Source organism: Bradyrhizobium sp. B039 (genome assembly GCF_038965675.1).
GTDB lineage: Bacteria > Pseudomonadota > Alphaproteobacteria > Rhizobiales > Xanthobacteraceae > Bradyrhizobium > Bradyrhizobium diazoefficiens.
The window spans coordinates 8,539,173-8,564,886 of record NZ_CP152416.1 but is presented as its reverse complement, the minus strand read 5'-3'; the positions used below and the strand labels follow the sequence as shown (position 1 = coordinate 8,564,886).

24 protein-coding genes and 1 pseudogene are annotated in these 25,714 nt (G+C 65.3%); 5 read left to right on the top strand and 20 right to left on the bottom strand.

Annotation, left to right across the window (positions count from 1 at the left end; all coding sequences use genetic code 11):
• Positions 1–52: 52 nt before the first annotated feature.
• The 11 genes and pseudogenes from AAFG50_RS40455 to soxX form a co-directional block, all read right to left on the bottom strand.
• Positions 53–1,771 carry an amidohydrolase family protein gene (locus AAFG50_RS40455; protein WP_028172672.1) on the bottom strand — a complete coding sequence of 573 codons (1,719 nt, stop codon included), beginning with the start codon at positions 1,769–1,771 and terminating at the stop codon, positions 53–55.
• A 195-nt stretch (positions 1,772–1,966) separates the two neighbouring features.
• Positions 1,967–3,175 carry an MFS transporter gene (locus AAFG50_RS40450; RefSeq protein ID WP_028172673.1) on the bottom strand — a complete coding sequence of 403 codons (1,209 nt, stop codon included), beginning with the start codon at positions 3,173–3,175 and terminating at the stop codon, positions 1,967–1,969.
• Positions 3,176–3,481: 306 nt separating this feature from the next.
• Positions 3,482–3,664 (bottom strand): hypothetical protein, encoded by a 183-nt coding sequence (locus AAFG50_RS40445; protein ID WP_028172674.1) that lies wholly within the window; start codon positions 3,662–3,664, stop codon positions 3,482–3,484.
• A gap of 89 nt (positions 3,665–3,753) precedes the next feature.
• Entirely contained in the window at positions 3,754–4,791 is a 1,038-nt protein-coding gene (locus tag AAFG50_RS40440; protein ID WP_011083827.1) for an MBL fold metallo-hydrolase, read from the bottom strand.
• Positions 4,792–5,077: 286 nt separating this feature from the next.
• Positions 5,078–5,519, bottom strand: a pseudogene (locus tag AAFG50_RS40435) (hypothetical protein).
• On the bottom strand, positions 5,516–7,267 hold the full coding sequence (gene soxB, locus AAFG50_RS40430; protein WP_028172675.1) for a thiosulfohydrolase SoxB: 1,752 nt from the start codon (positions 7,265–7,267) through the stop codon (positions 5,516–5,518). Before soxB ends, AAFG50_RS40435 begins: the two are co-directional and overlap by 4 nt.
• A gap of 44 nt (positions 7,268–7,311) precedes the next feature.
• Positions 7,312–7,617 (bottom strand): hypothetical protein, encoded by a 306-nt coding sequence (locus AAFG50_RS40425; RefSeq protein WP_011083830.1) that lies wholly within the window; start codon positions 7,615–7,617, stop codon positions 7,312–7,314.
• Positions 7,614–8,477 (bottom strand): sulfur oxidation c-type cytochrome SoxA, encoded by an 864-nt coding sequence (soxA, locus tag AAFG50_RS40420; RefSeq protein WP_342714108.1) that lies wholly within the window; start codon positions 8,475–8,477, stop codon positions 7,614–7,616. The genes AAFG50_RS40425 and soxA overlap by 4 nt, the downstream gene beginning before the upstream one ends.
• Positions 8,477–8,788 (bottom strand): thiosulfate oxidation carrier complex protein SoxZ, encoded by a 312-nt coding sequence (soxZ, locus tag AAFG50_RS40415; RefSeq protein ID WP_011083832.1) that lies wholly within the window; start codon positions 8,786–8,788, stop codon positions 8,477–8,479. Before soxZ ends, soxA begins: the two co-directional genes overlap by 1 nt.
• A 10-nt stretch (positions 8,789–8,798) precedes the next feature.
• Positions 8,799–9,290 (bottom strand): thiosulfate oxidation carrier protein SoxY, encoded by a 492-nt coding sequence (soxY, locus tag AAFG50_RS40410; RefSeq protein WP_011083833.1) that lies wholly within the window; start codon positions 9,288–9,290, stop codon positions 8,799–8,801.
• Between the two features lie 25 nt (positions 9,291–9,315).
• The gene (gene soxX / locus AAFG50_RS40405) at positions 9,316–9,669 is read right to left on the bottom strand and encodes a sulfur oxidation c-type cytochrome SoxX (RefSeq protein ID WP_028172677.1); all 354 of its coding nucleotides are present in this window, start codon (positions 9,667–9,669) and stop codon (positions 9,316–9,318) included.
• A gap of 261 nt (positions 9,670–9,930) precedes the next feature.
• Between soxX and AAFG50_RS40400 the strand changes: the two genes are divergently transcribed.
• Positions 9,931–10,605: a DUF938 domain-containing protein gene (locus AAFG50_RS40400; RefSeq protein ID WP_028172678.1), complete on the top strand. Its 675-nt coding sequence runs from the start codon at positions 9,931–9,933 to the stop codon at positions 10,603–10,605.
• 118 nt (positions 10,606–10,723) lie between these two features.
• On the opposite strand, the gene AAFG50_RS40395 is transcribed toward AAFG50_RS40400, so the two are convergent.
• The gene (locus tag AAFG50_RS40395; RefSeq protein WP_028172679.1) at positions 10,724–12,793 is read right to left on the bottom strand and encodes a prolyl oligopeptidase family serine peptidase; all 2,070 of its coding nucleotides are present in this window, start codon (positions 12,791–12,793) and stop codon (positions 10,724–10,726) included.
• Positions 12,794–12,990: 197 nt separating this feature from the next.
• Here AAFG50_RS40395 and AAFG50_RS40390 point away from each other — a divergent pair, with 197 nt between their 5' ends.
• Together AAFG50_RS40390 and AAFG50_RS40385 are read left to right on the top strand one after the other, a co-directional pair.
• Positions 12,991–14,238, top strand: coding sequence for an MFS transporter (locus AAFG50_RS40390; RefSeq protein WP_028172680.1), 1,248 nt, complete (start codon positions 12,991–12,993; stop codon positions 14,236–14,238).
• A gap of 220 nt (positions 14,239–14,458) precedes the next feature.
• Positions 14,459–15,703: an MFS transporter gene (locus tag AAFG50_RS40385; protein WP_028172681.1), complete on the top strand. Its 1,245-nt coding sequence runs from the start codon at positions 14,459–14,461 to the stop codon at positions 15,701–15,703.
• A 74-nt stretch (positions 15,704–15,777) separates the two neighbouring features.
• On the opposite strand, the gene AAFG50_RS40380 is transcribed toward AAFG50_RS40385, so the two are convergent.
• Together AAFG50_RS40380 and AAFG50_RS40375 are read right to left on the bottom strand one after the other, a co-directional pair.
• Entirely contained in the window at positions 15,778–16,272 is a 495-nt protein-coding gene (locus tag AAFG50_RS40380; RefSeq protein ID WP_011083839.1) for a VOC family protein, read from the bottom strand.
• Between the two features lie 90 nt (positions 16,273–16,362).
• Positions 16,363–16,908, bottom strand: a complete 546-nt coding sequence (locus AAFG50_RS40375) for a carboxymuconolactone decarboxylase family protein (protein ID WP_028172682.1) — start codon at positions 16,906–16,908, stop codon at positions 16,363–16,365.
• Between the two features lie 136 nt (positions 16,909–17,044).
• Here AAFG50_RS40375 and AAFG50_RS40370 point away from each other — a divergent pair, with 136 nt between their 5' ends.
• Positions 17,045–18,244, top strand: a complete 1,200-nt coding sequence (locus AAFG50_RS40370; RefSeq protein WP_028172683.1) for an acyl-CoA dehydrogenase family protein — start codon at positions 17,045–17,047, stop codon at positions 18,242–18,244.
• A 123-nt stretch (positions 18,245–18,367) separates the two neighbouring features.
• Positions 18,368–19,507: an acyl-CoA dehydrogenase family protein gene (locus AAFG50_RS40365; protein WP_028172684.1), complete on the top strand. Its 1,140-nt coding sequence runs from the start codon at positions 18,368–18,370 to the stop codon at positions 19,505–19,507.
• Positions 19,508–19,783: 276 nt separating this feature from the next.
• Here the strand turns inward: AAFG50_RS40365 and AAFG50_RS40360 are convergent, their stop codons facing one another.
• From AAFG50_RS40360 to AAFG50_RS40335, 6 genes are all read right to left on the bottom strand, one after another.
• Positions 19,784–20,821, bottom strand: coding sequence for an amino acid ABC transporter substrate-binding protein (locus AAFG50_RS40360; RefSeq protein ID WP_011083843.1), 1,038 nt, complete (start codon positions 20,819–20,821; stop codon positions 19,784–19,786).
• A gap of 57 nt (positions 20,822–20,878) precedes the next feature.
• Positions 20,879–21,472, bottom strand: coding sequence for a L,D-transpeptidase (locus AAFG50_RS40355; protein WP_028172685.1), 594 nt, complete (start codon positions 21,470–21,472; stop codon positions 20,879–20,881).
• Between the two features lie 454 nt (positions 21,473–21,926).
• Positions 21,927–22,901 (bottom strand): hypothetical protein, encoded by a 975-nt coding sequence (locus tag AAFG50_RS40350; RefSeq protein ID WP_028172686.1) that lies wholly within the window; start codon positions 22,899–22,901, stop codon positions 21,927–21,929.
• A 103-nt stretch (positions 22,902–23,004) separates the two neighbouring features.
• The gene (locus AAFG50_RS40345; RefSeq protein ID WP_028172687.1) at positions 23,005–23,568 is read right to left on the bottom strand and encodes a thioredoxin family protein; all 564 of its coding nucleotides are present in this window, start codon (positions 23,566–23,568) and stop codon (positions 23,005–23,007) included.
• Between the two features lie 30 nt (positions 23,569–23,598).
• Positions 23,599–24,297, bottom strand: a complete 699-nt coding sequence (locus AAFG50_RS40340; protein ID WP_028172688.1) for a cytochrome c biogenesis CcdA family protein — start codon at positions 24,295–24,297, stop codon at positions 23,599–23,601.
• A gap of 489 nt (positions 24,298–24,786) precedes the next feature.
• Positions 24,787–25,398 carry a sigma-70 family RNA polymerase sigma factor gene (locus AAFG50_RS40335; protein WP_011083848.1) on the bottom strand — a complete coding sequence of 204 codons (612 nt, stop codon included), beginning with the start codon at positions 25,396–25,398 and terminating at the stop codon, positions 24,787–24,789.
• Positions 25,399–25,714: the final 316 nt, after the last annotated feature.

Below are 25,714 nucleotides of genomic sequence, written 5' to 3'. Positions count from 1 at the left end.
ACGACACCGAATGTGAGGCGCTGCCTTCGCGTCTCACATGCATCCTACCGCGCTAGTTCACCACCCCCTGCGCGCCACGAATCAACTTCCCCGGCCGGCGCCCCGTGGCCGCGCCATGCCGCCGCGTCACCACGCCCGACACGATGGTCGCTTCATAGCCGTCGACGTCCTGCAACAGCCGCCGCCCGCCGACCGGCAGATCGTAATGCACCTTCGGCGGATGCAGATGCAGGCGGTCATAGTCGATCACGTTGACGTCGGCCTTGTAGCCGGGCGCGATCAGCCCGCGATCGGTGAGGCCGACCGAGAGCGCGGTCTTGCGTGACTGTGCCGCGACCACGAACGGGATCGACAGCTTCTCGCCGCGCTTGCGGTCGCGTGTCCAGTGCGTCAGCAGATAGGTCGGGAAGCTCGCATCGCAGATGATGCCGCAATGCGCGCCGCCGTCGGACAGGCCCGGCACCGATTGCGGATCGATCAGCATCTCGCGCGTCGCATCGAGATTGCCGTCGGCATAGTTGAGGAACGGCACGTAGAGCATGCCGCGGCCTTCGTCCGACAGCATCGCGTCATAGGCGAGCTCCTCGGGCTTCCGGCCCTGCTTGCGCGCCCGCGGCCCCAGCGCGTTCTCCGGCGGCTGCTCGTAATCGGGAGGATCGCCGAGCAGGAACATCTTGTCGTAGTTGGGCCGGAAGAACAGCGGATCGTCGGTCGCGGTCGCCGTCTCGCTCAGGATCGCCTGACGGATCTCGCTCTGATGCAGCCGCGCCAGCCGCTCCTTCAGCGGCAGATGTGCGATCGCCTTGTAGCTCGGATGGGTCTGGAATGGGTTGCGCGACAGCTCGAGCCCTAGCAGCAGGCCGACCGGGCGCGCCGCGATCTGCGCGGTGATGGAGAGGCCGCGCTGTGCGGCGGCATTGATCTCGTCCAGCGTCTGGCGCCAGCGCTGCGGCGCCTTGTCGTTCTGCGTGATCGAGAACGAGATCGGGCATTTCGTCGTGTCGGCGACCCGCAGCATCATCGGCAGGTCTTCGTCGATGGTGGAGAGATCGAGCACGAATTGCAGCACGCTGCGGCCCTCGCGATGCATCGCACCCGCGATCGCGGTGAGCTCGTCTTCGCCGGCCTTCAAGGTCGGCGTGAAATCGCCGGTGGAGGTGCGGTGGTTGAGCGTGCGCGAGGTCGAGAAGCCGAGCGCGCCGGAGCGGACCGCTTCGCCCGCGAGCTTTGCCATCGCCGCATTGTCTTCCGCCGTGGACGGATCGCGGCGCGCGCCGCGCTCGCCCATGACATAGACGCGCAACGCCGCATGCGGCAATTGCGCGCCGACGTCGATGTCGAAATCGCGCTTCGACAGCCAGCCCATGTAGTCCGGAAAGCTCTCCCAGGCCCAGGGAATGCCGGCGCTCAGCACCGGCTCGGGAATGTCCTCGACGCCTTCCATCAGCTGGATCAGGCGGGTGTGGTCGGCGGGCTTGCACGGCGCAAAGCCGACGCCGCAATTGCCCATGATCGCGGTGGTGACGCCGTTCTGCGAGGACGGCGTGATATCCTGGCTCCAGGTGACCTGCCCGTCATAATGGGTGTGGACGTCGACGAAGCCCGGCGTCACCAGTTTTCCGCGCGCGTCGATTTCTTCTTTGCCCTTGCCGGAGATCTTCCCGACCTCGCTGATTCTGCCGCCGGTGATGGCGACGTCGGCCTCGAACAGCTCGCCGCCGTTTCCATCCGCGACCGTGCCGCCGCGGATCACGAGATCAGGATTGGTCATGGTGTTTCTTCCCGTTTTGTTTTTGTTACACGCAGTTCTCTCGACTCGTCGTCCCGGACAAGCGTCAGCGCAGATACGGGACCCATAACCACAGGGAGTAGTTTGGCGAAGACTCGGAGTGACCAGTCTCGCGCGACAGATTCTCCCTGGGGTAATGGGTCCTGGCTTTCGCCAGGACGACAGTTGAACTTGTGGCTACGCCGCAGCCTGCCGCTTCCGCTCGGTGAACGGCGACAGCACCACCGTCGCCAGCATGAAGATCACGGAGGCGCCGAACACCCAGTGTGGCGCGCTCTGGTCCATGATCCAGCCGAACAAAAGCGGGCTGACGATGCCGCCGAGATTGAAGCCGGTGGAGACGATGCCGAAGGCGCGCCCCGCAGCGCCGGCGGGAGCGGCATTGCGCACCAGCATGTCGCGCGAGGGGGCGATCACGCCGGAGAGGAAGCCCGCCGCCGTCATCGTCGCGGTCAAAGCCCAGCCGGGCAATGTCACCAGTGCGATCAAGAGCACGATCGCCGCATTCGCGGCAAAGCAGGCGGCGGCGACATAGCCGTGACGCTCGGTGTGATCGGCGAGGAAGCCGCCTGCGAGCACGCCCGCGGCGCTGGCGCCGAGGAATGTGGTCAGCGCGATGTTGGCGATCGAATAAGAGGCGCCGTAGCCGCTCATCAGCGCCACCACGCCGAAATTGTTGATGCCGGCCACCGACAGGCTGAGCAGCATGAACAGCGCGGTCAGCGTGATCAGCGCCGGCGTGATGACGGCCTGCTTCGGCGCGCTCTCGTGACCGGGCTTTTTCTTGTGCGCGCCGGCCTCGGGAATGCTCATGGCGACCAGCAGCAGCGCCACCAGCACGCCGATCGCGCCCGATGCGATCAATGCGCCGACGCCACCCGATACGGTGACCAGCGCGGCGACGATCGCCGGCGTCACGGCGCCGCCGAGATAGCCGGCAAAGGTGTGGATCGAAAAGGCGCGGCCCATCCGCGCCTCGTCCATGTGCTCCGCCAGGATGGCGTAGTCGGCGGGATGATAGACGCTGTTGGCGAGCCCGAGCAGCACGGCGCAGGCGATCAGCGAGGCGTAGCTGAGGTGCAGGCCGAGCAGGATCAGCGCGCAGCCGCCGAGCGTCAGCCCGATCAGCAGGATCTTCCGCGCGCCGAAATGGTCGACGAGATAGCCGGTCGGCGCCTGCGTCAGGCCCGATACGACGGCAAGGGTGGTGAGCGCGAAGCCGAGCTCGACATAGCCGACGCCGAGCCTGTCCTTCAGGAACGGAAACAGCATCGGCAGGACCAGCAGATGGAAATGGCTGACCCAATGCGCGATCGAGATTCCCGTCAGCGTGCGCAGCGCGCTGTCCGCCTTGCCTTGCTGCGGTGCGGCGAGAGCATCGACCATTGCAGTTCCGTTTCACTCCCTGAAGGGAGCGCAAACTATCGGGGACAGCGGTTATTTGTCCATGAACGCAGGCGCATGGCAGGTAGTGCGGGTGGCGCCGCTGTCTCAATCATTACCCGACGATGCGATCGGGCACACTGCGCTCCCTCCGCCCTTGCGGGGGAGGGCGGGAGAGAGGGGTAGCCCAGCAAAAGGTCTATCCGTGGTCGATGCAAAGATCGTCGCGCTCTCGAAAGAGTGTGCCGTGTGGCACCCCTCTTCCCGCAAGGGGGGAGGGAACGCACCATTCGTGGGGCAGGCTTCAACTCACAACGGCTCGTCATCGGGACCGTACCGGTCACGCTTCGGTGTTGCGATGTCGCCGTCTTCGTAATCGTCGTCGTCGGTGTCGCGCGGCGGCGGCTTCTTCGCCTTGTCGTCCGCCGGCTTCTCGCTGGCGGTTTTGGGCGGCGCGCTCGGCTTGGCGGTCTTGTTGGCGATCTTGGCCATGGCTGTTCCCGGATGGTGATGCTGCATCCGATCCTAGTCCCAATATGTGGGCGGTTCCTGACTTATCTCAAGAACGGCGCGCCGGGGCGTCAGTGCACCACCGGTCCGCCCGCCTTCTTCCAGGCATCGATGCCGCCGGCGATATGGGCGGTATTGGCGAGGCCCGCCTCCTTCGCCGCAGCGACGGCCATCGCCGAGCGTTCGCCGAAGGCGCAGAAGAACACGATGCGGCGGCCGGTGGCGGCCGCGACCTCGCGCAGCATGCCGCCGGGCTTCAGGCTCTCCTCGACGGACGGATAGGGCGTGTGCAGGGCGCCCTCGAGCATGCCGTGTTTCATCCGCTCGTTGGTCTCGCGCAGATCGACCAGCAGGATGTCAGGCCGGCCCAGGACGCGGATCGCCTCGCTGGCGGTCAGCGCGCGGCCCTCCTTCTCCAGCTCCTCCTGATGCAGGCCGACGCGCATGTTGGCGGGCACCGCCACGTCCATCATCTTCGGATTGGGCAGCTTCAGGTTCGCCATCAGCTCGATATATTCGTCGACCGAGCGCACCTGGAGCCGCGGATTGTAGCGCTTCTCCTCGCCGATGGTGGAGACGGTGTCGCCCTTGTAGTCATGCGCCGGGAACACCATCGTCTCGTCCGGCAGCTTGAGCAGGCGATTGAAGATCGAATCGTACTGCGCGCGCGAGGAGCCGTTCTGGAAATCGGTGCGGCCGGTGCCGCGGATCAGCAGCGTGTCGCCGGTGAAGACGCGGTCGCCCATCAGGTAGGAATAGGAATCGTCGGTGTGGCCGGGCGTGTACATCACGTCGAGCGACAGCCCCTCGATCGTCACCTTGTCGCCGTCGGCGACGCGCATCGCCACCACGTCGGCCTTGGTCTGGTCGCCCATCACGGTCATGCAATGGGTGCGGTCGCGCAGCTCGCCGAGGCCGGTGACGTGGTCGGCATGAAGGTGGGTATCGACCGCCTTGACCAGCTTGAGGTCGAGCTCGCGCAGCAATTGGCAATAGCGGTCGACCTTCTCCAGCACGGGATCGAGGATCAGCGCCTCGCCGCCGTGGCGGCTGGCAAGGACGTAGCTGTAGGTGCCCGAAACACTGTCGAAGAGCTGGCGGAAGATCATGGCAAGACCCGGCGTGGAACTGATTGCAAATTCTACTACGGTTCTGGTCGAAAAGAGAAGCAATCCACTGTGAAGATGGGAAAATTTAGAAGATCTTTATTGTGAGGTAATGGGCCCGCGCGCTCCTCGTCACATACTCACTGTCATCGCCCGCCTTGTGCGCAATTGCGCACTGGGGCGGGCGATCCAGTATTCCAGAGACAGCGAGAAGTACGGAGAAGCCGCGGCGTACTGGATTCCCCGCCTGCGCGGGGAATGACAGCGCCGGGTGAGGCGTCGGCGCCCCCTACGGCCGCACCACCGTGTACCCATTCTCCGCCAGGAACAGGATCTGCCGGCGTCGCGGCGGGGATGAACTCCGGCCGCTTGCCTGTCTCCCGCTCGACCGTGTCGACGGTGTTGAGGCAGATGTCGAAGCGCACGCCTTGCGCGATCAGGCTCTCGACCTGCTTGCGGCGCTCGCTGTTCGACAGCAGCAGGTCGATGCCGGGTCCGAATGCCACCACCTCGATCGCGACCTTGTCGGGGGCGTAGGCCTTCAGGAGATTGTTGGCGACGCTGAGCACCAGCGCCTGCTTCCTGGCGTCGCCGTCGGAGAGCTGCAGCACGATCTTGTGCTCGGCGAACGGCTTGTCCTGAAGCGGCACCTGCTGCGCAAAAGCCGGCGGCATCGCGGCCAAGGCGAGCAGCGCCAGCATCATCGCGCGAAACATTTGCGAGCGCGTCATCCCTGTCCCGCAATGCCCGGATTGTTCTCGACGCCCTTCAGCGTGACGCCGGAGCCGAGCCGCTCCGAAAGCATCCGGCCCGAGCGCAGATATTTGGCCACCACGTCCCACACCGGTGCGCCCTGCTGGCCGTTGACCGAGGCCCAGCCCGCGACCTTGTAGCGGTGGTTGGCGCTGATCGCCTTGCCGTTGTTGAGCTTCAGCTCAGAGATGCGGCCGCCGATCGCACCCGCCGGCGTGCAGGTGTAGCTGAGGCCGCCGGCGCGCACCATGTCGCCGCCCTGCTGGTAATAGGGATCGGCGTTGAAGAGATTGTCGCAGATGTCCTCCAGCACGTCCTTGATCTGGGCGCCGGTCATTTCCTGCACATAGGTCTCGGGATAGCTGATCGCGGTTTCCGCGAGCACGTCCTCCATGGTCAGCGCCTGGCCGGACAGCGCGGTGACGCCCCAGCGGAAGCCCGGCGACAGCGCGATCTCGGCGTCGAGCTCGCTGCGCAACGCGGTGCAGATCAGCTCGTCGACCGGGCCGGAGAAATTGCCGCGGCGATAGAGCAGGCGGTCGAGCGTTGCGATCTTCTCCGACCAGTCGGCCACGTGCGGCGCGCGAACCCGGCCGATCAGCTCGGCCATCGCCGGATCAGGCTTCAGCAGCTCGGAATAGACCGGCAGCAGGTGATATTTGACGCCACTGACCTTGCCCTTGTCGAGCGCGAGATCGAGCACGCCCAGAAATTTCCCGTTGGAGCCGGCATTGGTGACGAGTGTCGTGCCGCCGGCGTTCGTCACGGGAATCGGCTGCGGCACGGCGTCGTGGGTGTGGCCGCCGAGGATGACGTCGATGCCGGTGACGCGGCTCGCGAGCTTGAGGTCGACGTCCATGCCGTTGTGCGACAGCAGGATGACGGCATCGACCTTCTCGGCGGTGCGCAAGGCATCGACATGCTTCTGGAGCTCTTCCTCGCGGATGCCGAAGGTCCAGTCCGGCGTGAACCGCTTTGGATGCGCGATCGGCACGTAAGGGAAGGCTTGGCCGACGATCGCGATGCGGTGACCGCCGAGCTCCTTGATCACGGAGGGCTTGAAGACGCGCCCCGTCGCCTTGTCGAAGGCGCGGGCGTCGTTGAACGCGGCTTCCTCGGTCAGGAACACGTTTTGCGCCAGGAACTCGCCCTTGAAGCGCTCGAGATTGTCGCGCAGCGCCTGCTCGCCATAGGTGAACTCCCAATGCCCGGTCATCGCCTCGATGCCGAGCAGATTGGCGACCTCGACCATGTCGCGGCCCTGCATGACGTTGGCAAGCCCCGTGCCCTGCCAGAGATCGCCGCCGTCGACGAGCAGCGAATCTCTTTCGCCGACATCGCCGCGCAAGCGATCGACCAGCGTCTTCAGATGGGCAAAGCCGCCGAGCTTGCCGAAGCGCGCCGCAGACTTCTCGAACTCGAAGCAGGTGAAGGCATAGGCATCGGCGCTGTCGGGCCGGATTCCGAACCGCTCGAGAAAGGCGCGGCCGACCAGATGCGGCGGCCGTCCCGCCATCTCCCCGATTCCGATATTGACGCTGGGCTCGCGGAAATAGACCGGGTTGAGCTGCGCATGCGTGTCGGTGATGTGGAGGATCCGGGCATGGCCGAAACGTTCGAGGTCGTAAATGCTCGCCGCTTCAGTGCCGCGCGCAAGCCGCGGCAGGCCGAGCGATGCTGCGGCAACGCCTGCACTCTTCAGGAAATCACGGCGGCGGATCGCCATCCAGAATCCTCCGCGCCTCATCGGCAGTTCAACTGAGGTCCAGTCTAGCGGATTTCCATCGCCTTCCAGGCCTCTTTTTCGGACGTGGCCTGGAAGATCGACGCCTTCGCCAGCGCCTCGGCCTCCTTGGCTGCGGCCAGGGCGCGGTCGAAATCGCCGCCATCGGCTGCCTTCTTCGCCGCCGCCAGCGTCGAGACGGTCACGGTCCACTGATTGCGCATGCCGGCTGCCTCCTTGGAGGCGGCTTCGGCGGCGGCATAGGCCGCCTTGTAATCCGCCTCATTCGCCGCGCGCGCCGTTGGCGCGAGGCTAAGGGCGAGCAGCATGGCGAGAGGAAGTGACCGCTTCATGGCCGCGCTCCCGGTCCTGATATCGGCAGTCCGTTGGCGACGTAGGACAGGAAATATTCGACGTCGCGATATTCATCTGCCTGCGGCTCCAGCGGAACCGCCCGGGTCTGGCTGTTGCAGGTGACGAAGCGGCGGCTGGTCGTGCCCATGCCGCTCCATTCGGAGCGGTAGATCGGCATCGCGTTCAAAATGCCGAGCGCCGGCGCCACGATCTCGGCGCGGATGCGCTCGCCCGGGCTCTGCACATGGCAGCTCGCGCAGGAGAAATTCATCTGGCCGCGCCGCGTGTAGAAATAGCGCTTGCCGTTCTCGAACGCGGCGAGCGCGCGGGGATCATCGGGAATCTTGATGTCCATCAGCTTGCCGCGTGAGGTGAAGGCCATATAGGCGGTCAGCGAGGCCATCTCGTCCTTGACGTAGGAATAGGGCGCCTCGCCGTTGGCCTCGCGGCAGCGGTTGAGCGCGAGCTCCAGCGTGACGACCTTGCCCTCCTTCTCATCGAAGTAGGGATAGTTCTGGCGGATGCCGATGCCGCCATTCGGGAAGCAGTCGGCATAGGTCTTGCCGTTCTTGAACGGGGTGGCGAACATCTCCTTGCCGGCGTCGAGCGCGAACTCGTAGGGCGGGAATTCCTCCTTCTCCTGCCACTGCCGCTTCATGTCCTCGTTCATGGAATAAGGGCCGTTGACGAAATCCTCGTGCTTCACGGTCGGAAACTTCTGGAAGAAGAAGTTCTGGAACGCTTTTGCGTCGGCAACTGGATCGACCTTGTCGGCCGCGATCACGCGCGGCGAGGTGAGGGCGACCGCGACGAGCGCGGCGCTGAGCGAACCAAGCAGGAGGGCGGAGCGGGCCTTCATCACGCGATCTTCGCGGTGGTCGTATCCGACCCGCCCTTGTTGTCGGTCCAGGAGATCTTGATGTCGTCGCCCTTCTTGGCGCCCTTGAAGCTGAACTTCACATAGGGGTCCTTGGAGATGGCGGTGCCCCAATCGGCGACGAAGACGTCCTTGCCGTTACATTCGAACTTCAGTTGCTGGATGAAATGCGCGGGGATCACCTCGCCCTTGGCGTCCTTGACCAGGCCGGTGTCCATGGGGTGCTGGATCAGCGCCTGCACTTCGGTGATGTCGCCGTTTGCGGTCGCGCGCACGCGAATGCTGGATGCCATGTCGATCTCCTTAGCCGCCGCAGCCGCCGACGGTGACTTTGACTTCCTTGGTCGCGCTGTAGAGCTTGCCGTCGGCTTCCACGATCGCGGTCACGTTGGTGGTCTTCGCCATCTTCAGCCGGTTGGCGACAGCAGGGATCGTGCCGTCGGGAATCTTGTAGGACGCGGCGAGCGCGTTCGGGTTCTCGGCCACGAAGAACGAGATCGAGGTCACCTTCTCCAGCGTCGTCGTCACCGAGATCGGAACCACGCCGCCATTCTCGGCGATCTCCGGCGCATCCAGCTTGACCTTGTCGGAGGGCTCGGCGGTCTTGCCGTAGAGCGCCTTGATCGCGTCCGCTTCGTTCTTCAGCTTGAACGCTTCTTCCGGATATTTGTCGTTGGCCGCGGCGTACGCGGGCGCCACGCCGAACGGTAGATTGCCGAGGCCGAGCAGCGCGACGGAGGCTGCGCCCTGAAGGATCAGGCGCCGCGTCGCAAGGGGGCCGGTGGTCGTGGTCATCTGAGCTCTCCTGGCGTGCCTGAAGTCACAGGGTTTGCAGGAAATCAACGATTGCGCTGATCTCCTGGTCGGTCAAAATCCGGTTCCGGCCGAACGGCGGCATCATGGTCTGCGGATTGCGTTTGGTCTCGTCGAAGATGATCGCGGCCAGCTCGTTGCGATCAGGGTATTTCGCCTTGAGGTCCTTCAGCTCCGGGCCGATCGTTCCCGGCAGGTCGCCGCCCTTGATGACGTGACAGGTCAGGCAATTGCCCTTGCCACGGTCGAAGGCGAGCTTCTGGCCCTCGGCCACGGCGGATTGCGCCCGCGCCGGGCTGGCGAGGCCGGCGGCGAAGGCCAGCAAAAGGAGCAGGGCAGGCATCCGGGAAAAGGCGGTCAAGGCGTCATTCCGAGGCGTTATGGCGATGCACTCGATCGCGGAAATAGCAGCGTTCCAAAGCACAAAGGGCATCACCTGACAATCAGGACTATGCACGCGGCAAAATGGAGTTAATATCTTCCGCATTGCAACTAAAGAGATTATTTGTTCGGCCGATTTGGCCGCGAGAGTAAGGTCCGTGAGCGCGGGCCGGCTGTTTCGAGGGCGTTTGGGCGCTCCTACTGTTTTCATCGTGTTCTCGTTTTTTCAAGGGGACGTCACTTGGCTGAATATGTCGTCGAATTTGGCAGGGACGGCGGACGGGTCGAGCCCGATGGGCGGCTCGATGCACCGGCATTCCATCGCAATCACGAGCCGCTCCGGGCGGCTCTGGAAAAGCACCTTGCCGGCTGTTCCGGAAACGTTGTCGAGGTCGGCAGCGGAACCGGCCAGCACGTGGTCCATTTCGCCCGCCATACGCCCGACCTGGTCTGGTGGCCGAGCGACCTCAACCAGCGGCACGTGAAGAGCATCGAGGCCTGGCGCGTCCATTCGGGCCTGCCAAACATCCGCTCGCCGTTGCGGATCGATCTCTCCGATCCCGGCTGGTGTCCGGAAATGCGAAGCGGGCAGGGGCCGACGAACCTCGCCGCCGTGTTCTGCGCCAACGTCATCCATATCGCGCCATGGACCGTGGCCGAAGGCCTGTTCGCCGGCGCCGGCCGCTATTTGCGGGCCGACGGCAAGCTGTTCCTCTACGGCCCGTTCAAGCGCGACGGCAAGCATACCGCGCTCAGCAACGCCGTGTTCGACACCTCATTGCGCGAAGGCAATCCCGACTGGGGCGTGCGCGACATCGGCGATGTCGAGACGCTCGCGCGAGGCGCCGGCCTTGGTCTCGTCGATACGATCGAGATGCCGGCGAACAATCTGACGCTGGTGTTTGCGCGGGGGTGAGTCACTGCTGATCTGGGTGCACGCCGCGAAGGCGGTGCGCTCCCTCCCCCCTTGCGGGGGAGGGAATGAGAGAGTGGTGCCCGGCTCACGTCGTGCTTCGATCGAAGCGACGTTGCGGCTACGCCTCCCCATCCTTCCAACCGATCTTGTCCCTGAGGAATCGAAAGCCCAGCACCTCAAAACCGGCGCGCTCCTTGTTGTCCTTGCCGTAGCCGTGACCGCCCGCTGCCGGCTCGTAGAACCAGGCCTCATAGCCCATCGCCTGGAGCTTTGCCGCCATCTTGCGGGCGTGGCCGGGATGGACGCGGTCGTCGCGCCGCGTGGTGGCGATCAAGATCGGCGGATAGGCCTGGCCGGGCTTTGCGTGGTGATAGGCGGAGTAGGTCTTCAGCCACTCCCATTCGTCGGGCTTGTCGGGGTCGCCATATTCCGCGATCCAGCTCGCGCCTGCGAGCAGCTTGGTGTAGCGGCGCATGTCGATCAGCGGGATGGTGCAGAACAGCGCGCCGAAGCGTTCGGGGTAGCGCACCAGCATGTTGGTGATGAGGATGCCGCCGTTCGATCCGCCCTGCGCTGCGATGCGCTTCGCGCTCGTCACGCCGCGGCGGACGAGATCGGCGGCAACGGCCGCGAAATCGTCATGCGACAGCTTCTTGCCGGCGAGCCGGCCGGCATCGTGCCAGCGCGTGCCGAACTCGCCGCCGCCGCGCAGATTCGCCTGCACCGTGGTGCCGCCGCGCTCCAGCCACAGCTTGCCGAGCGATGGATTGTAATACGGCTTCACCGCGACGGCGAAGCCGCCATAGGCGCTCATATAGACCGGCGCATCGCCGGTCTCCTTGGCAGGACCGGTCTGCACATAGGGAATGCGCTCGCCGTCGATCGAGATCGCCTCGTGTTGCGTCACCACGAGGCCGTCGGCGGTGAACGTCTTCGGCGCCTGCTTCAGCACGGTCGGGCTTGCGACGCCGCGCTCCAACAGCAGCAGCGAGGGCGGCGTGAGCGGATCCTGCACGTTGGCGAGCAGGTCGCCATTGCTCTCGGAGGGATGACGGTCGAGCGGCCAGATATCGACGACGCCGATCTGCGGTAGGCCGGGAAGCGTGGCGCGGCTCCAGCCCGCGGCGGACGGCGTGCAGATCTCGAATTGCGGCTTGAGCTCGTCGAGGATCGACAGCACCAGCTTGCTGCCCGCCCAGAACAGGCCCTGCAATGCGCGCCGCGGGCCGGGCTCGAACAGGACCGCGAAATCGCGGCTGCCGGCGAGGAACGCCGAGAGCGAGATGCCGAGCACGGTGTCGGTGGCAAAGGTTCGGCCTCCGGCCGACCAGTCCTTGCGCAGCTTCATCGCGAACCAGTCGCCATGCGCCTGCATCCAGACGCCGGTCGGCAGGTCGAGCTTCGTCGTCGCACCGGTCGCATCGCGCAGCCAGATCGCGTGATTGAAGAAGTCGATCTGATCGACGATCCAGACCCGCGGCGCCGATCCGGTGTCGTCGGCCATGCCGGAGACCGCCATGTGATCGGCGGTGGTCTCGATGATCACCTGCGCCTGATCGGCAGGCTGGCCACGCCGCCACAGGCGAACGGTCCGCGCATATCCGGAGCTCGTCGCCATGCCCTCGCCATGCGCGCTCGACAGCAGCAGCGTGTCCTGATCGAGCCAGTCAACGCCGCCCTTGGCTTCCGGCAGCGTAAAGCCGTCCGCCACGAAGCTCTTCGTGTCGAGGTCGAATTCCCGCAAGGTGACGGCGTCGCTGCCGCCGCGCGACAGGCTCAGAATCGCCCGCGAGCTTGCCGGCATCGTGACGATCGAGCTCAGCAGCCAATCCTCGCCCTCCTTTGCCGCGAGCTGGTCGATGTCCAGCACGATCTCCCACGCCGGGCTTGCTTTGCGAAACTCCGCCAGATTGGTTCGCCGCCACAGGCCGCGCGGGTTGGTGGCGTCCTTCCAGAGGTTGTGCAGATCGCTGCCGCGCCGGCTGACATAGGGGATGTTGTCGGGACGATCGTAGATCGCCGCGAGGATATCGCGGTCGCGCGCGAAGGCCGCTCCGCCGAATGCGTCGAGCGTCAGGCTGTTCTGCCGCTCCACGAAATCGAGCGCGTGCTTGCCTTCGATCTCCTCCAGCCAGAGCCAGGGATCGTCGTCGGGAGCGCTGAGCGTAGGCCTGTCGTCGACCGTCATGAACGAAACTCCCAAAAGTCGCGGCGGATAGGATTTGATCGAGCGCAAGCCGTCAAGAGCGCAGCCCGCTATCATCTGCCCGATTGCGTCAGAGGCATGGCCTGCGCCCGTTTGCGCCGGTTGCCCGCCCTCCCGCGCCGCTCCATAGTGCCGGGAATCAACAAAGCCCTTGTGAGCCCGTTGGGGCGGAAATGCCGATGCTTGACGTGACTTCAGCCAATCAGATCGCCGCCGACGCCCGCGTGCGTGCCAACGTGGTGCGCCTTGCTGCCGCGCAGGCGCTGACCGGCGCCAACTCGGCTGTGATCTTCGCCACCGGCGCGATCGTCGGCGCCACGCTCGCGCCCGACATGTCGTTCGCGACCGTGCCGATCTCGATGTATGTGGTGGGCCTTGCCGCCGGCACGCTGCCGACCGGCGCGATCTCGCGCCGTTTCGGCCGCCGCGCCGCCTTCGTCATCGGTACCGGTCTGGGCGCGCTCACCGGCCTGCTCGGCTCGTTCGCCATCCTGCGCGGCTCGTTCGCGCTGTTCTGCATCGCGACCTTTCTGGGTGGCCTCTATGGCTCGGTGGCGCAGTCCTATCGCTTCGCCGCCGCCGATGGCGCCAGCGCGGTCTACCGGCCCAAGGCGGTATCCTGGGTGATGGCGGGCGGCGTGTTCGCCGGCGTGCTCGGTCCGCAGCTCGTGCAGTGGACCATGGATGTCTGGCAGCCCTATCTGTTCGCCTTCAGCTTCCTGGTGCAGGCTGCGGTGGCGCTGGTCGCCATGGGCATCGTCGCCGGCGTCGACATGCCGAAGCCGGCGCCGGCCGATCTGCACGGCGGCCGGCCGCTGCTCACCATCGTGACCCAGCCGCGCTTCATCGCGGCGGCGCTGTGCGGCGTCATCTCCTATCCCATGATGAATCTGGTGATGACCTCGGCGCCGCTCGCCATGAAGCTGTGCGGCCTCAGCGTCAGCGATTCCAATTTCGGCATTCAATGGCACATCGTCGCCATGTACGGGCCGAGCTTCTTCACCGGCGCGCTGATCGCGCGCTTCGGCGCACCGAAGATCGTCGCCGCCGGCCTGCTGCTCGAGGCCGGCGCGGCCACCATCGGTCTCTCCGGCCTCACGGCGATGCATTTCTGGGCCACGCTGATCGTGCTCGGCGTGGGGTGGAATTTCTCCTTCATCGGCGCCTCCGCCCTGGTCTTGGAGACGCACCGGCCGCAGGAGCGCAACAAGGTGCAGGCCTTCAACGATTTCCTGGTGTTCGGCATGATGGCGATTGGCTCGTTCTCGTCGGGGCAATTGCTCGCCAATTACGGCTGGTCCGCGGTGAACATGGTGGTGTTCCCGCCGGTCGTGCTGGGGCTTGCCGTGCTCTCGCTCGTCTCCTGGGCGCGCCGCCGCAAGGCGCGGCTGGACGCCGCCATGGGCGAGTTCCCGGACGCGGTCTGATGGCGGGAGGCTGTCAGCAACGTTGATACTTCGATCCAGGTCGAAGTGATTTTCGGGAGCCGCGTTGTTACATGATGCTCGTCATGAACAGGCTCGTCAGGCCAGCAACGTCCTTCATTTCCTGCCGTCATTCCGGGGCACCCGAAGGGTGAACCCGGAATCTCGAGATTCCGGGTTCGATGCTTTGCATCGCCCCGGAATGACGGCGAGGAGCAAAGAAATGCTCGACAATCCCCGCCACGCAGCTCCGATCGACGAATCCTCCCTCCGCTATGAAGGCTGGCGCATCGTCGCGGTCTGCTTCCTGCTCGCGACCTTCGGCTGGGGGCTCGGCTTCTACGGCCAGAGCGTCTATGTCGCCGAGCTCCAGCGCGCGCGGGGCTGGCCCGCCTCGCTGATCTCCGCAGGGACGACGTTCTTCTATCTGTTCGGCGCGCTGCTCGTCGTCTTCGTCGGCGAGGCTGTCCGAAAATACGGCCCGCGCCTCTGCCTGATCGCGGGCACGCTGGCGATGGCCGCCGCCGCGGTCGCGATCGGCGCGGTGCGCGAGCCCTGGCAGCTTTATCTCGCCGACGCCGTGCTCGCCTTCGGCTGGGCCGGCACCAGTCTCGCCATGATCACCAACACGATCAGCCTATGGTTCGACCACAAGCGCGGCATGGCGATCAGCCTCGCGCTGAACGGCGCGAGCTTCGGCGGCATCGTCGGCGTGCCGCTGCTGGTGACCATGATCAGCCATGTTGGATTCGCGACCGCGATGTACGCCACATCAGGCGCCATGCTGGTGCTACTCGTGCCGGTGATCCTGCTCGCCGTCGGCCGGCCGCCCGAGCACCATGGCTGGCATGCGGCAGCGAAGGCAAAGCCGCAATCGTCGGCGCAAATCCGCGCGCACGCGCTGCGCGACGTCGGCTTCCTCACGGTGACGATTGCCTTCGCGCTGGTGCTTTTCGCGCAAGTCGGCTTCATCGTGCACCTGATCTCGTTCCTCGACCCGGTGATCGGCCGCGAGCGCGCCGCCGTGGCGGTTGCGGTGCTGACGGCGATGGCGGTGGTCGGCCGCGTGCTGTTCTCGATGGTGATCGACCGGCTCAATCAGCGCCTCGCCTCGGCGCTGTCGTTCCTCAGCCAGGCCGCGGCGCTCCTCGTCGTCATCAACCTGCACAACGACTACGTGCTGATCGCGGCCTGTGCCGTGTTCGGCTTCTCGGTCGGCAACCTCATCACGCTGCCCTCGCTGATCGTGCAGCAGGAGTTCGATTCCGCCTCGTTCGGCGTGCTGATCAGCCTGAACACCGCGATCAACCAGGTGACCTACGCGTTCGGCCCCGGCGTGGTCGGCTTCCTGCGCGATTTCTCCGGCGGCTATGCGCTGCCGTTCTATCTGTGCATCGCGCTGGAGGTGGCGGCGGCGGCGCTGATCATGGTGCGGGGGAAGCCTCATAGGGTGGGCAAAGGCGCATAGCGCCGTGCCCACCATCTTCTCAACGAGTGCCGCGAGAATTGGTGGGCACGCTTCGCTTTGCCCACCCTACGACATCACGCCTCCCGCTGCCGCAACAACGCCTCGACATCCAGCCGCTTCGTAATCATCGCAAGCTTGCCATCCGGCCCGAACGGCCATTGCTCCCTCGGCCGATCCCAGTACAGCTCGACGCCGTTCTGGTCGGGATCGCGCAGGTAAAGCGCCTCGCTGACGCCGTGGTCGCTCGCGCCGTCGAGCGCAATGCCGGCCGAAAGCACCCGGTGCAGCGCATCCGCCAGCGCGGGGCGCGTCGGGTAGAGGATCGCGGTGTGAAAGAGCCCGGTCGTGCCCGGCGGCGGCGGCGAGCCGCCCTTGCTCTCCCAGGTGTTGAGCCCGATGTGGTGATGATAGCCGCCGGCCGAGATGAACGCCGCGCCCGAGCCCATGCGCTGCATCAGCTCGAAGCCGAGCACGCCGCAATAGAAGCCGAGCGCGCGATCGAGATCGGCGACCTTGAGATGAACGTGGCCGATCCGGGTGCCGGCATGGACGGCTGGGTTCTGCGACATGACAATGCTCCGTTGATCAACCCCACATAGGCCGCGCCCCGGGACAGTGCCACTGGCCTATCCCGAAACCCAGCGTTTCCGGATGCGAAACTAAGACAGCTCCGGCACCTCGCCCTCCGGCAGCCCGAACTCGAACGTGTTCAGCGTCATCGACACCATTGTGTAGTAGCCGCACAGCCCGATCACCTCGACCACGCCGCGTTCGCCGAGCAACTTCACCGCCTCATCATAGAGGCCCTTCTCGACGCCGCGGCCCTCATGCAGCGACTTCGCGACGTCGTAGATCATCCTGGCCTTGGGGTCGTCGAACTCAGGCGTGCGGCGGTCGCGGATCGCGTCGATGATTTTTGGATCCATGCCGCCTGCAAGCGCGAGGCGCTTGTGCGCATACCATTCGTAATGCGCGGTCCAGTGCCGCGCGGTCACAAGGATCGCGATCTCCGAGAGCTTGGCGGGGAATATCGTGTCGAAGCGCAGGACTTCGCCGAGCCGCGTGGCGTGGCGGGCCATCTCCGGGCTGCTCAGCCAAGCCATCATCGGTGCCGGCGGCTTGCCGCGCTTGCCGGCAATCGACTCGTCATAGGTCTGCCGCTGGCTCTCGTTCATTTCGCCAGGCGAAAGAAGTGTCAGGCGCATTCTCGTTTCCTCTTTGTTTTCAAGCACCGTCGTGGTCGCGACTATAGCCGAATGCGCCTGCGGAAGTGGTTGAATTCCACGGTGCGATGGCCCAGAGTCGCGCCCAACAAGTCGATTTTGATTGATGGAAACGACCATGAGCGATTCTGAAACGGCCGATCTCGAAACATTCCGCAACGAGACGCGCGCTTGGCTTGAAGCCAACTGCCCGCCGGAAATGCGCAGGCCCGCAACGTCGGACGCCGACGTGTTCTGGGGCGGGCGCAATGCAAAATTCTCGTCCGAGCCGCAGCGCATCTGGTTCGAGCGCATGCGCGACAAGGGCTGGACCGTGCCGGACTGGCCGAAGGAATATGGCGGCGGCGGATTGAGCGCTGCCGAGCACAAGGTGCTGCGCGCGGAGATGGCCAAGATGGGCGCTCGGCCGCCGCTGTCGAGCTTCGGCATCTGGATGCTCGGGCCGGCGCTGCTGAAATACGGCAACGAGGCGCAGAAGAAGGAGCACCTGCCAAAGATCGCGGCGGGCCTGATCCGCTGGTGCCAGGGGTATTCCGAGCCGAACGCCGGCTCCGATCTCGCTTCGCTCCAGACCCGCGCCGAGAGCGACGGCGATGATTTCGTCATCACCGGCTCGAAGATCTGGACCTCCTACGCCAACTATGCCGACTGGATCTTCTGCCTCGTCCGCACCGATCCGGCCGCTAAGAAGCACGACGGCATCAGCTTCATCCTGTTCGACATGACCTCGAAGGGCGTGACGACCAAGCCGATCCTCCTGATCTCCGGCTACTCGCCGTTCTGCGAGACCTTCTTCGACGGCGTCCGCGTGCCGAAATCGCATGTGGTCGGCACCGTCAACCGCGGCTGGGACGTCGCGAAATATCTGCTCCAGCACGAGCGCGCGATGATCTCGGGCATGGGCGAGCGCGGCGTCGGCCGTCCGCTCGGCCAGATCGCAGCCGATTCCGTCGGCAGCGATGCGCAAGGTCGCCTCGACGATGCGATGCTGCGCGGCAAGATCGCGAGCTTCGATGTCGATGAAGCCGCGCTAGCCGCCTGCGCCGAGCGTGCCGTCGATCTCGCCAAGGCGGGGCAGGCGCATCCGGCGTTCTCCTCCGCGATGAAATATTACGGCACCGAGCTCAACAAGCGCCGCTACGAGATCCTGATGTCGGCCGGCGGCGTCGATGCGCTGGAATGGGAGAGCGAGCGCTCCAAGCAGGGCGCCCGTCCGCGCGCCTGGCTGCGCACCAAGGCCAACTCGATCGAGGGCGGCACGTCCGAAGTGATGCTCGGCATCGTCGCCAAGCGCATCCTCGATCTGCCGGGGGCCTAACTCCGCCGTCGTTCCGGGGCGGTCCGCAGGACCGAACCCGGAACCTCGAGATTCCGGGTTCGCGTCTTCGACGCGCCCCGGAATGACACCAACAGATTTACAAAGACGCTAGAGACTGAAGCCATGGCCCTCGTCCTCACCGAAGAACAATCGATGCTCCGTGACTCTGCGCGCGGGCTGATCAGCGACAAGGCGCCGGTGTCGCACCTGCGCCACTTGCGCGACTCCAGGGATCCGACCGGCTTCTCCAAGGAGTTCTGGCATTCCTTCGCCGAGATGGGCTTTGCCGGCCTGCTCGTGCCGGAAGAGTTCGGCGGCTCCGGTCTCGGCTTCGTCGAGGCCGGCGTCGTGATGGAGGAGATCGGCCGCACCTTGATGCCGTCGCCCTTCCTCGCCACCAGCGTGGTCGCAGCCTCGGCGCTGAATCGCGGCGGCAATGCCGCGCAGAAGTCGGAATATTTGCCGAAGGTTTCCAACGGCTCGCTGCTGGCGACGCTCGCGATCGACGAGGGCGCCAAGCATCGCCCGCTCCGGACCAGCCTCCAGGCCGTGCGTGCCGGCAACGGATTCAAGCTCTCCGGTGCCAAGGCCCTGGTCGTCGACGGTCACGTCGCCGATCTCCTCATCGTCGCCGCACGCACCGCGGGCTCCGCCGGTGAGCGCGACGGCCTGACGCTGTTCCTGGTCAACCCCAAAGCCAAGGGCGTCGCGATCGAGCGCACCATCATGGTCGATGCGCACAACGCGGCGCGGATCGAGCTTGCCAATGTCGAGGTCAATGCCGACAGCGTGCTCGGCGAGGTCGATCAGGCTGCCGGTCTGCTCGACGGCGTGCTCGACATCGGCCGCGGCGCGGTGGCCGCCGAAATGGTGGGCCTCAGCGACGAGGTGTTCAATCGCACCGTCGAGTACCTGAAGAGTCGCAAGCAGTTCGGCAAGCTGATCGGCGAATTCCAGGCGCTGCAGCATCGCGCCGCCGAGCTCTATGTCGACATCGAGATCACCCGCGCCGCGGTGATGAAGGCGCTCCAGGCGCTGGATGCTGACGTCGCCAAAGCCACGTCAGCCGTCGCGGTCGCAAAAGCCCGCGCCGGCACCACCGCCACGCGCGCGGTCCAGGAAGGCGTGCAGATGCATGGCGGCATGGGCATGACCGACCAGTTCGACATCGGCTTCTTCATGAAGCGCGCACGGGTGTGCGAGGAGCTATTCGGGGATGCGAATTACCACACCGAGCAGCTGGCAAGGGCGCGGGGATATTGAGGCGGGTGGACGTGAGGCGCAGGACGCCGCCTCACAATCAGTGTCGTCGCCCGGCTTGACCGGGCGACCCAGTACGCCGCGGCGTCTCGATCAATAACAACTGGCTCTGGAATACTGGATCGCCCGCCTTCGCGGGCGATGACGGTTGAGAGTGTGGAAAGCTCGTGCCTCATCTCGTCATTGCGAGCGCAGCGAAGCAATCCAGACTGTCACCGCAGAGGGATTCTGGATTGCTTCGTCGCTGCGCTCCTCGCAATGACGGCGGAGGAACCGCCGTTACCGCATCGGCGGCGCGTACTGCACGCCGCCGGCGTTCCACAGCTGGTTCATGCCGCGCGGGATCTTCAGCTTCGACTTCTCGCCGATATTGCGCTCGTACATCTCGCCGTAATTGCCGACATTGCGGATGATGCGGACGACCCAGTCCTTGGTGAGGCCGAGCTGCTCGCCGTAATTGCCTTCGGTGCCGACGAGGCGCATCACTTCCGGCTTTTTCGACTTCAGCGCCTCGTCGATGTTCTCCGAGGAGACGCCGAGCTCTTCGGCGTTGATCATCGCGTACAGCGTCCACTTCACGATCATCATCCAGTCGTCGTCGCGCTGGCGCACCACGGGGGCGAGCGGCTCCTTGGAGATCATGTCCGGCAGGATCATGTGATCGCCGGGCTTCGACAGGTTCAGCCGCAGGGCGTAGAGCTGCGAGACGTCGGCGGAGAGCGTATCGCACTTGCCCGTGTCGTAGGCCTTCACCACGTCGTCCAGCTTGTCGAACTTCACCTCTTCGTACTTCATGTTGTTGGCACGGAAGTAGTCGGAGACGTTGAGCGCCGTCGTGGTCCCGGTCTGCACGCAGACCTTGCTGCCGGTCAGGTCCAGCGACGTTTCCTTGTTGCGCGAACGCGGCAGCATGAAGCCCGCGCCGTCGTAATAGGCGACCGCCGGGAAATAGAGGTCGTAGTCGAGCTCGCGCGCCATGCTCCAGGTCGAGTTGCGCGAGAGGATGTCCACCTTCCGGCTCTGCAATTCCTTGAAGCGCTCGCTGGCGTCGAGCGCGACGAACTTCGCCTTGGCCGGATCGTTGAAGATCGCCGCCGCCACCGCGCGGCAGAAATCGACGTCGAAGCCGGTCCAGTTGCCCTTGTCGTCGGGGATCGAGAAGCCCGGCAGGCCCTTGTTGACGCCGCACAGCACTTCGCCGCGGCGAACCGTACGCTTCAGGGTGCGGGTGTCGTAGAACTCGTAGATGACGGCGAGCACGCCGACCAGCACGGCGACCGCGAGCCCGATCAGCAGGCCGCCTCGAAAAGTGCGCATGATGTCTCTCTCTCGAAATAATCGGGAAGAAAAGGAAGTGTTGCGAAGGCGGGGAACTTAGAGTTCGGGCTTCTGCCGGATGACCACCTTGGTGCCGACAGGGACGCGATCGTAGAGATCGGCGACGTCGTTGTTGACGAGACGGAAGCAGCCCGAGGACACCTTGGTGCCGATCGTATCGGGACGGTTGGTGCCGTGAATGCGGTACACGGTGGTGCCGAGATACATGGCGCGGGCGCCGAGCGGATTGCCGGGGCCGCCGGCCATGAAGCGCGGCAGATATGGCTGGCGCTGGATCATCTCGGGCGGCGGCGTCCAGTCCGGCCATTCCTTCTTGTTGGTGATGTTCACCAGCCCCTGCCACTGGAAGCCGTCGCGGCCGACGCCGATGCCGTAGCGGATCGCGCGCCCGCCCGGCTGCACCAGATAGAGGTGGCGCTCTGCGGTGGAGATGATGATGGTGCCCGGCGTCTCGGTGGTGCGGAAGTAGACCACCTGCTTCTGCCATTCCGGCTCGAGCTGGTAGGCGTCGTCAGCGACCAGACCCGGCTCGTCGCCGCGGTCGGGCTGCTGCGCGATGGCCTGTGGTGCGGACAGGATCAGGCCGATCGCAGCCGCGAATATCCCGGTCAGGCGACGAAAATCCGTCATTTCAAGCTCTCCCCGCTGCCACAGCGCAAATCATTCAAAGCCATCAAATCTCAGGGGCATGTTCATGGCAAGTTGATGGCGCGCCCGGCTGGTATGTCACGAGAATGCTTTGCTTTTTTGACGGGCCCACGGCAATGCCACAAACAGGGGATGGCGCGAAAAGCCTAGATGGCGGCCGCGAGGCCGGTGCGCTCCCTCCCCCGCTTGCGGGGAGGGCTATCGCATGTGGTGTGCATGATGCGGCGGCATCGGCACTCGGCTCCCTCTCCCGCTTGCGGGGGAGGGCTGGGGTGGGGGTGTCTCCGCGTCGGGATTGCCTGGGATTGCGGAGAACGTCCCTGCGTGGCGAGAGCCCTCACCCGCCGCGCTCGGGACGATGCTTCGCATCGCCCGGGGCGCGTCGGCCTCTCCCGCAAGCGGGAGAGGCAAAGGGACCTCGCCAGGCGGCGACCCGTCAGATCTTGTTATTCTCCGCCGCGATCCCGAGCCGCCGCACGATTTCGGCCCCCACGGCGCGGGCCTCGAGCCGCGAGCCGATGCGGGGGCTGCGAAAGCGTCGGCCCGAGCGCAACCGGATCGTGACGATGCAGTGCTCGTCCTCGGACCGGCCGCGGCGGTCGACGGTGATCGTCTTCACCTCGTGGCCCTCGATATGGTCGGTGCGCGGCTGGCCGTCGCCCCACAGGCGTTCGACGCGGATGTCGCCCTCGCGGATGATCCAGAACGCGCCGGTCACGAGGTTGGCGTAGCGATACACGGCGAACGCCGCGATCGCGCCGAGCGGCAGCAGCAGGATATCGACATGGCTCGGCGGCCATCCGCGCCAGAGCTTGTAGGCGTAGGGCACGGCGGACAAGGCGACGGCGATCAGTGCGACGATCCTTATGTCCCGTGCGGAAAACGCCTCGAGCGGCTCGCCGAGATGCATCTCGGAATTGCTGGCATCGAGCGGATTGACCGGCTCCTCGACGTGGGGAACGTCGAATTGCGTGGCGATCCGTGCCACGGTGTCGCGCACATGCGTGACGTCCGAGATCGGCGGCGACGTCAGGCGCTCGCCCGAGACAAGCGTGAAGACCAGCTGAAAGCGGGCCTTCACCCGCTTGCTGCCGGGAACTTGCAACCCCGTGATGTCGTCCTTCGGAACGATCCGCGTCTGGAGTTTTCCGAAGGGACGCTGATGCCCGATCAGGATCTCGTCGGGTGTGATGATCCACACCACCGCCGGCGCCATCATGATGCCGACGACAAATCCCGCTCCCACCAGCAGCGCGACCACCGAGATGATGATTTCCAGCGTGTCGTGCGTGAACAGGCCGGGCGTGAAGCAGAGCGCAACGGCCGCCGCAGAGCCGGCCACGACCAGCCGCTGCGCGATCGAGGAGCCTTCACGGAGGCGGATGTCGTTGCTGGTGGGCGCGTCGTCCATCGCGGGCGGCTGATTTCGAGGCTCGCGAAACTCCACGGACCGGTCCGTGGAGTCAAGCAACAAGGCCGTCAGGCGAAACCAGCCGCGTGATGTCCGCGCCGCATCAGCTGCTGGCGTTCAGCAGCCTTGCCACCGTGCGGTCGATCTCGTCGTAGCGGCCTTCGCCGGCGTGCTGGAACACGATCTTGCCGGTCTGGTCGATGATGTATTGCGCCGGCCAATACTGGTTGCCGTAGGCGTTCCAGGTCTTCGAATCGTTATCCTGCGCCACCGGATAGGTGATGCCGTGACGCTTCAGGGCGGCCTGCACATTGGAGGCAGAGCGCTCGAACGGGAATTCCGGCGTGTGCACGCCGACCACGACCAGGCCCTTGTCCTTGTATTTTGCATAGAGGTCGGTGACGTGCGGCAGCGTGTTGACGCAGTTGACGCAGCCATAGGTCCAGAAATCGACCAGCACGACCTTGCCGCGCAGGTCGGCGATGCTCAGCGGCTTCGAGTTGAACCAGGTGTTGATGCCGGTGAAGTCGGGCGCGGTCTGCTGGCTTGCGGCGGCGGTGACGAGAGGCGCTGCGCGTGCGGCGTCGTCGCAGATGCCGGGGATGACGGCGCCGGTCACGGCCATGCCGATCAGGGCGGCGGATACGGCGAGCAGTTTCAAGGTCATGGAAGCGTCCTCCGGTGAGTTTTGTGGTGATCACAGGCCGATCTGGCCGGTGGGATAGAAGCCGGTGAGCCACGCCACGATCAGCGTGTCGTATTGGAAGTAGGCGGCGACCGCGAAGCCGATCACGACGACGCCAAAGCCCTGCTGCAGGCGCGGCGAGATGCGCGCGAGGCTGCGCACGCGTGTCGTCGCGGCCTGTCCGCCATAGGCGATCGCGAGCATCGGGATCGCCGCGCCGATGGCGTAGGCGACCAGCAGCGTGCCGGCCCAGGTCGCATTCTTCGTCGTCGCCACCAGCGTCAGGATCGAGCCGAGCACGGGCCCTGCGCAGGGCGTCCAGACCAGGCCCAGCGTGGTGCCGAGGATGAGCCCGCCAAGCGCGCCCTCGCGCTGCGCGGCGCTCGCAGCACCAAGATCGAGCCAGCCATTGAGCCGGATCGACAGCCATTCGAACGGCGCCGGCCACAGCATCAAGAGGCCGAAGCCGAGCAGCAGGATGGACGCCGCTTCGCGCAGCACGTTCGGATCGAAGTCGAACAGCCGCGTGATCGCGCCGAGCAGCAGCGCAGTCGCCGAGAACGAGATGACGAATCCGAGCGCGATCATCGCCGGCCGCAGATGCCCCGCGCGTCCGATCGAAGCGCCAAGCAGGATCGGCAGCATCGGCAGCGTGCACGGCGCAGCGATGGTGAGGACGCCGGCAAAGACGGCGAAGATCAGGTCGAGCATGGGCCACTCGCGAGGGAGGTCACGAGGGCAGTTCGGGATGGGAGGGGCAGTCGTTACGTGGCGTCACGGCTTCGTGACGGGGTGCCCATCAGGGTGACGGTGCGCTCCCTCCCCCGCTCGCGGGGGAGGGTTGGGGAGAGGGTGTCTCCGCAACGGGACACTCCCCGAGAGGAGAGAGCCCGCCCTCACCCGCCGCGCGCGGGACGATGCTCCGCATCGCCCGGGCACGTCGGCCTCTCCCGCAAGCGGGAGAGGCCGGGCTCGCGCTGGCGACCTCAGGCCCAAACACAAAACGACCCGGAGGGGGGCATCCCGTCCGGGTCGTTGGAAGTCTTGGGAGGTTTAAGCAAAACCGTATGTGAGCTTTATAGGAGGGAAGTTTTTCCGCCTGATGTTGTGGTTTGTTTCAATTGTTTCGTCCGCGGTAACACTTCCGTGTCCGGGAATAGGGCCGCTGGTCCGGTCCTATCCCTTTGAAATCATGAGCTTTCAGGCAGCGAATCGGTCGACGCCGCAGCCCTTAAGCAAATCCGCCAATTGCTTGCGGGCATAGAACATCCGCGTCTTCACCGTGCTCTGGGGGATGCCGATGATCCGACCGACCTCCTCCACGGACTTCTCGTGGTAGTAGACGAGGGTGATGATCTCGCGATGCGCGGGCGACAGTTTCTGCACGCAGGCGCGCAGGATGGCGCTGGTGTCGCTGCGGTCGAGCGAGGTCTCCGGGGTGTCGGTGTCGTCAGGGATCTGGCGCACGTCTTCCTGGTCGATGTCCTCGAAGCGGCGCTGGCGCATCGCGGTCAGCGCCTTGAAGCGGGCGATCGACAGCAGCCAGGTCGAGACCTGCGAGCGGCCCTGGAACTGGCCGGCGGTCCGCCACACGTCGAGGAACACCTGGCTGACAAGGTCTTCCGCGGTGGTGGCATCACGCACGATACGCAGGATGAAACGGTAAACCCGCACATTGTGCCGGCAATACAGGATGTGCATCGACGTCCGGTTGCCGTCGGCAATGCTCTCCAGAAGCATATCGTCCGAAGTCGCCTGAGCAGCGATGATGCTCTGGCTGGCCTGGGCGTTGATGGCGATGACGTTCGGCATAGACTTGGCTCCCCGTAGCGCCGCAACCGAGCGGCGTTTCCTTGGACCAAAGTGTTAATCAGCCACCGTTTCGGGACGTCTGCGCGAAAAGCGGAAAATGGTTTCGTGCGCCGCCAAATTGTTTCGTCGGACAGGGCGCGACGAAACATTCGGGGCAAAAAAGCGTGGAATTTCAATGTACGGAAAATACGGGGGTGGGGATTTGGCAGCGAGCGGAGGCGCCGGGAACGAATTTTCGGGGTTTGCGTTCAGTCGCGCCCCGCACTCCGCCGTCGTCCCGGACAAGCGCGCCAAAAGCGCGCGCCGATCCGGGACC

Bases quoted from the DNA above. Each gene is read 5' to 3' on its own strand.
- AAFG50_RS40455 (WP_028172672.1), bottom strand. From the start codon at position 1,771: ATGACCAATCCTGATCTCGTGATCCGCGGCGGCACGGTCGCGGATGGA.
- AAFG50_RS40450 (WP_028172673.1), bottom strand. From the start codon at position 3,175: ATGGTCGATGCTCTCGCCGCACCGCAGCAAGGCAAGGCGGACAGCGCG.
- AAFG50_RS40445 (WP_028172674.1), bottom strand. From the start codon at position 3,664: ATGGCCAAGATCGCCAACAAGACCGCCAAGCCGAGCGCGCCGCCCAAA.
- AAFG50_RS40440 (WP_011083827.1), bottom strand. From the start codon at position 4,791: ATGATCTTCCGCCAGCTCTTCGACAGTGTTTCGGGCACCTACAGCTAC.
- soxB (WP_028172675.1), bottom strand. From the start codon at position 7,267: ATGGCGATCCGCCGCCGTGATTTCCTGAAGAGTGCAGGCGTTGCCGCA.
- AAFG50_RS40425 (WP_011083830.1), bottom strand. From the start codon at position 7,617: ATGAAGCGGTCACTTCCTCTCGCCATGCTGCTCGCCCTTAGCCTCGCG.
- soxA (WP_342714108.1), bottom strand. From the start codon at position 8,477: ATGAAGGCCCGCTCCGCCCTCCTGCTTGGTTCGCTCAGCGCCGCGCTC.
- soxZ (WP_011083832.1), bottom strand. From the start codon at position 8,788: ATGGCATCCAGCATTCGCGTGCGCGCGACCGCAAACGGCGACATCACC.
- soxY (WP_011083833.1), bottom strand. From the start codon at position 9,290: ATGACCACGACCACCGGCCCCCTTGCGACGCGGCGCCTGATCCTTCAG.
- AAFG50_RS40395 (WP_028172679.1), bottom strand. From the start codon at position 12,793: ATGACGGTCGACGACAGGCCTACGCTCAGCGCTCCCGACGACGATCCC.
- AAFG50_RS40390 (WP_028172680.1), top strand. From the start codon at position 12,991: ATGCTTGACGTGACTTCAGCCAATCAGATCGCCGCCGACGCCCGCGTG.
- AAFG50_RS40385 (WP_028172681.1), top strand. From the start codon at position 14,459: ATGCTCGACAATCCCCGCCACGCAGCTCCGATCGACGAATCCTCCCTC.
- AAFG50_RS40380 (WP_011083839.1), bottom strand. From the start codon at position 16,272: ATGTCGCAGAACCCAGCCGTCCATGCCGGCACCCGGATCGGCCACGTT.
- AAFG50_RS40375 (WP_028172682.1), bottom strand. From the start codon at position 16,908: ATGCGCCTGACACTTCTTTCGCCTGGCGAAATGAACGAGAGCCAGCGG.
- AAFG50_RS40370 (WP_028172683.1), top strand. From the start codon at position 17,045: ATGAGCGATTCTGAAACGGCCGATCTCGAAACATTCCGCAACGAGACG.
- AAFG50_RS40365 (WP_028172684.1), top strand. From the start codon at position 18,368: ATGGCCCTCGTCCTCACCGAAGAACAATCGATGCTCCGTGACTCTGCG.
- AAFG50_RS40360 (WP_011083843.1), bottom strand. From the start codon at position 20,821: ATGCGCACTTTTCGAGGCGGCCTGCTGATCGGGCTCGCGGTCGCCGTG.
- AAFG50_RS40355 (WP_028172685.1), bottom strand. From the start codon at position 21,472: ATGACGGATTTTCGTCGCCTGACCGGGATATTCGCGGCTGCGATCGGC.
- AAFG50_RS40350 (WP_028172686.1), bottom strand. From the start codon at position 22,901: ATGGACGACGCGCCCACCAGCAACGACATCCGCCTCCGTGAAGGCTCC.
- AAFG50_RS40345 (WP_028172687.1), bottom strand. From the start codon at position 23,568: ATGACCTTGAAACTGCTCGCCGTATCCGCCGCCCTGATCGGCATGGCC.
- AAFG50_RS40340 (WP_028172688.1), bottom strand. From the start codon at position 24,297: ATGCTCGACCTGATCTTCGCCGTCTTTGCCGGCGTCCTCACCATCGCT.
- AAFG50_RS40335 (WP_011083848.1), bottom strand. From the start codon at position 25,398: ATGCCGAACGTCATCGCCATCAACGCCCAGGCCAGCCAGAGCATCATC.